The sequence below is a fragment of the Amycolatopsis sp. SID8362 genome, assembly GCF_010550475.1.
Taxonomy (GTDB): Bacteria; Actinomycetota; Actinomycetes; order Mycobacteriales; family Pseudonocardiaceae; genus Amycolatopsis; species Amycolatopsis eburnea.
The window spans coordinates 1-4,375 of record NZ_JAAGNB010000950.1 but is presented as its reverse complement, the minus strand read 5'-3'; the positions used below and the strand labels follow the sequence as shown (position 1 = coordinate 4,375).

Below are 4,375 nucleotides of genomic sequence, written 5' to 3'. Positions count from 1 at the left end.
CACAGCAGGCTCGCGACGTCGACCAGCGCTTCGGTGGTGCCCTCCGGGGCGGCCGTGCGGGCGTGCCGCACCAGCAGGTCCCACAGCATCGCGCAGGCGATCCGGTACACCTGCAGCACCTCGGGCAGCGGCGCGCCCTGGTGGGCCCGGCGGCTGCCGGTCTCCTGCGGCGCGCCCTGACCGGGACTCGGGGTTCCGGCCAGGGCGTCGACCAGGTACCGCAGGTTCACCGCGATCGACCGGTGCAGGTCGGCCCGCGGCACGACCTTCTCGTCCCGGTACAGCTCGATGCGCTCGCACGTGGCCGCGTACACCTCGTCGATGAGCCGGGCCAGCTCCGTCTCGGCCCACGCGGCGAGCGCGGTCACGGCGGCGGGTTCCGGCATGTCACAGCGAGCTTGCCGTCGGTCAGCCCGACCACGATGGCCGCGCCGTCGTGCGCCTCGCCGGCCAGCAATGCCCGGCCGATCCGCGTCTCGACCTCGCGGGCGAGGAACCGGCGCAGCGGCCGCGCGCCGTAGACCGGGTCGAACCCCTGCCGCGCGACGTACCGGAGGGCCTCCGGCGACACCTCCAGGGTCATCTGCTGCTCGGCCAGCCGGGCACGCAGGTCACCGAGCATCAGCTCGACGATCCGCTCGATCTCGGCTTCGGTGAGCGGTTTGAACAGCACGATCTCGTCGATCCGGTTGAGGAACTCCGGCCGGAAGTGCCCGCGCAACGCGCCGAACACCGCTTCGCGCGCGTCGGGCTTGATTTCGCCGTCGGACGTCACGCCCTCGAGCAGGAAGTGCGCGCCGATGTTGGAGGTCATGATGATCACCGTGTTGCGGAAGTCGACCGTGCGGCCCTGCGCGTCGGTCAGCCGCCCGTCGTCGAGCACCTGCAGCAGGGTGTTGAACACGTCCCCGTGCGCCTTCTCGATCTCGTCGAACAGCACCACCGAGTACGGCTTGCGCCGCACGGCCTCGGTGAGCTGGCCGCCCGCGTCGTAGCCGATGTAGCCGGGTGGGGCGCCGACGAGCCGCGAGACGGTGTGCCGCTCCTGGTACTCGCTCATGTCGATGCGGACGATGTTGTCCTCGGTGTCGAACAGGTCCGCGGCCAGTGCCTTCGCCAGCTCCGTCTTGCCGACGCCGGTCGGGCCGAGGAACAGGAACGACCCGATCGGGCGACGCGGGTCCTTGATCCCCGAGCGAGCCCGGATGACCGCGTCGGCCACCGCCTGCACCGCTTCGTCCTGACCGATCACCCGTTCGTGCAGCACCTCGTCCAGGCGCAGCAGCTTCTCCCGCTCCCCCTCCTGCAGCCGGCTGACCGGGATGCCGGTCCACCGCGAAACGACCGCGGCGATCTCCGCCTCGGTCACCACCTCGCGCAGCAGCGCCGAAGCACCGCCGCGCCGCGCCGCCAGCAGCTCCTCCTCGCCTTCGAGCCGGCGTTCCAGCTCGGGCAGCCGGCCGTGCCGCAGCTGGGCGGCGAGGTTCAGGTCGTAGTCGCGCTCGGCGGCCTCGGCGTCGTTGCGGACCTGTTCGATCTCACCGCGCAACGCCTGGACCTTGTGCAGGGCGGCGCGCTCGGCTTCCCACCGGGTCCGCATCCCGCCCGCCTCGGCACGCAGGTCGACCAGTTCCCGGCGCAGCTCCTGAAGGCGCTTCTCGCTGGCGGCGTCGGTTTCCTTCGCCAGCGCGGCTTCCTCGATCTCGGTCCGGGTCAGCCGCCGGGACAGCTCGTCGAGGTCGGCAGGCATCGAGTCGATTTCGGTGCGCAGCATCGCGCAGGCTTCGTCGACCAGGTCGATCGCCTTGTCCGGCAGGAACCGGTCGGAGATGTAGCGGTGGGACAGCACGACGGCGGCCACCAGCGCGCCGTCCTGGATCTTCACGCCGTGGAACACTTCGAGCCGCTCGCGCAGGCCGCGCAGGATCGAGATCGCGTCCTCGACCGACGGCTCGTCGACCACGACCGGCTGGAAGCGGCGTTCGAGTGCCGCGTCCTTCTCGATGTGCTTGCGGTATTCGTCGAGCGTGGTCGCGCCGATCAGGTGCAGCTCGCCCCGGGCGAGCATCGGCTTGAGCAGGTTGCCCGCGTCCATGGCGCCTTCGGTGGCGCCCGCGCCGACGACGGTGTGCAGCTCGTCCACGAACAGCAGGATCCGGCCCTCGGCGGCGTGGACCTCGTTGAGCACCGCCTTGAGCCGTTCCTCGAACTCGCCGCGGTACTTCGCGCCGGCGACCAGGGCTCCCATGTCGAGGGAGAAGACCGTCTTGTCCTTGAGCCCCTCGGGCACGTCACCGTGGCTGATGCGCAGGGCCAGTCCTTCGACGATGGCGGTCTTGCCGACGCCCGGATCGCCGATGAGCACGGGGTTGTTCTTCCGCTTGCGGGACAGGATCTGGACGACCCGGCGGATCTCGGCGTCCCGGCCGATCACCGGGTCGAGCCGGCCGGCCCGGGCGTCGGCCACGAGGTCCCGGCCGTACTTCTCCAGTGCTTCGTAGGCGGCCTCGGGGGTCGCGGACGTGACGCGCTGGTTGCCGCGCACGGTCCGCAGCACCTCGAGGAACTTGTCGCGGGTCAGCCCGCCCGCGCGCAGCAGCCGCCCGGCCGCGGTCGCGCTGCCTTCCTCGAGCAACGCCGCGACGAGGTGCTCGACCGACACGTAGTCGTCCTTGAGCCGCTTGGCCTCACGGTCGGCGGCGTCGAGCACGCGGGCCAGCCGGGCGGTCACCCGCGTCTCGCCGGGTACGGCGCCCGGGCCGCTGACCTTGGGCCGGCGCGAGAGCTCGGCTTCGACCTCGCCGCGGAGCCGGGCCGGGTCCGCGCCCGCTTCGGTGAGCAGCCGCGAGGCGAGCCCGTCGGGCTGGTCCAGCAGGGCCAGCAGCAGGTGTTCGCCGTCGACCTCGGGCTGGCCGTGGCTCAGGGCCGCCGTCTGGGCGTCGTGCAGCGCTTCCTGGGACTTCTGGGTGAGCCGGTTCGGATCCATGGTCAGTCTCCGCTGCGTCGGGATCGGTCACGAAGCGCCGCCTCGAGGTCCGCGATGCGGTCGAGCAGGTCGGCGACGACGCCGACCGCGGCGTAGTTGAGCGAGAACCCGGCCCGCAGGCGCTGGACACGCGACACGACGGCGATCTGGGCCACCGGGAACCACAGCTCACCGCGCGCGTCCACGACCGGGTCGAGCAGGCCCAGCGCGGCCAGCCGGCGGACCAGGTCCGGGTGCAGGCCGACCGCGTGGGCGAACGTCGCCAGGTCCAGGTGGGCCGCACCAGGGTGGCGGCGCACGAGCGCGTAGGACGTCATCGGCCGGACCCCCTCGGGTCGAAGGTGGACACCGCGGCCAGCTGCTCGAACAGCTGCCGCTCTTCGTCGGTCGGCTTCGCGGGCACGAGGACGCGGGCTTCGGCGTAGAGGTCGCCCGCCGTGCCACGCGGGTTCGGCAGGCCCTTGCCGCGCAGCCGGAGGCGGCGCCCGGTCGACGTGCCGGGCGGGACCTTCAGCTTCGCCTCGCCACCGGGGATCGGGAGCGTGACGGTGGTGCCCAGCGCCGCTTCCCACGGCGTCAGCGGCAGGTCGAGCGCCAGGTCGCGCCCGTCGACCCGGTAGCGCGGGTGCGGCGCCAGGTGCACGAGCAGGTACAGGTCCCCCGGCGGCGCGCCGTCCGTGCCGCGGCCGCCCTGCCCGGCCAGCCGGATCCGCCTGCCGTCGGTGACGCCGGCCGGGATGTTGACCTCGATCGTGCGCGGACCGGGCAACGTCAGGGTGCGCCGGCCACCGGCGTGCGCCTCCTCGACGGTCAGTTCCAGCTCGGCTTCCTGGTCGGCGCCCGGCATCGGGCCGCGGCGCCGGGCCCGGCCGCCGAAGATCCCGCCCAGCAGGTCCTCGATGTCGACGTCGCCGGTGTCGAAGGAGCCGGTGTCGAAGGAGCCGGTGTCGAACCGGCTCCCGCCGAACGGCGATTCCCGCGCGGCTTTGGCCCGTGCCCACGTCTCGGGGTCCACGTCCGGCGGCACCTGCCGGAAGTCGGCGCCGAACGTGTCGTAACGGCGCCGGGTCTCCGGTTCGGACAGCACGTCGTAGGCCTCGGAGATCTCCTTGAAACGATCTTCCGCGTCCGGGTCCTTGTTGATGTCCGGGTGGTACTTGCGGGCCAGTTTCCGGTACGCCCGCTGGATTTCCGTCTGGTCGGCCGAGCGGTCGACGCCCAGGATCCCGTAGAAGTCGGTGCCGGCCATCAGCTCTGCCTCGCCACCACGACCGCGGCCGGGCGCAGCGGGCGCTCGGCGGAGCCGTACCCGGGCCGCACGACCGCGACGATCGTGCCCGGCTCGCCCGGCGCGGTGCTCACGGCGTCGTGCACGGCGGGGTCGAACGG

At 72.6% G+C, this 4,375-nt stretch carries 4 protein-coding genes and 1 pseudogene; all 5 read right to left on the bottom strand.

Features of this window, described 5'->3' with window-relative positions:
* Positions 1–386 (bottom strand): annotated as a pseudogene (locus G3I65_RS29430) (PucR family transcriptional regulator); the annotation flags it as partial.
* A complete protein-coding gene (clpB, locus tag G3I65_RS29425; RefSeq protein ID WP_160698983.1) occupies positions 365–2,986 on the bottom strand; it encodes an ATP-dependent chaperone ClpB in 2,622 nt (873 codons plus the stop codon). The gene clpB and the pseudogene G3I65_RS29430, both read right to left, overlap by 22 nt.
* A gap of 2 nt (positions 2,987–2,988) precedes the next feature.
* Positions 2,989–3,303 carry a chaperone modulator CbpM gene (locus tag G3I65_RS29420; RefSeq protein ID WP_160698982.1) on the bottom strand — a complete coding sequence of 105 codons (315 nt, stop codon included), beginning with the start codon at positions 3,301–3,303 and terminating at the stop codon, positions 2,989–2,991.
* Positions 3,300–4,235, bottom strand: coding sequence for a DnaJ C-terminal domain-containing protein (locus G3I65_RS29415; RefSeq protein WP_160698981.1), 936 nt, complete (start codon positions 4,233–4,235; stop codon positions 3,300–3,302). Before G3I65_RS29415 ends, G3I65_RS29420 begins: the two co-directional genes overlap by 4 nt.
* Positions 4,235–4,375, bottom strand: a 141-nt coding sequence (locus G3I65_RS29410; protein ID WP_160698980.1) for a nucleotide exchange factor GrpE, incomplete at its 5' end; no start/stop codon positions are given. The genes G3I65_RS29415 and G3I65_RS29410, both read right to left, overlap by 1 nt.

Coding starts and splice junctions, on each gene's coding strand:
- clpB (WP_160698983.1), bottom strand. CDS start 2,986: ATGGATCCGAACCGGCTCACCCAGAAGTCCCAGGAAGCGCTGCACGAC.
- G3I65_RS29420 (WP_160698982.1), bottom strand. CDS start 3,303: ATGACGTCCTACGCGCTCGTGCGCCGCCACCCTGGTGCGGCCCACCTG.
- G3I65_RS29415 (WP_160698981.1), bottom strand. CDS start 4,235: ATGGCCGGCACCGACTTCTACGGGATCCTGGGCGTCGACCGCTCGGCC.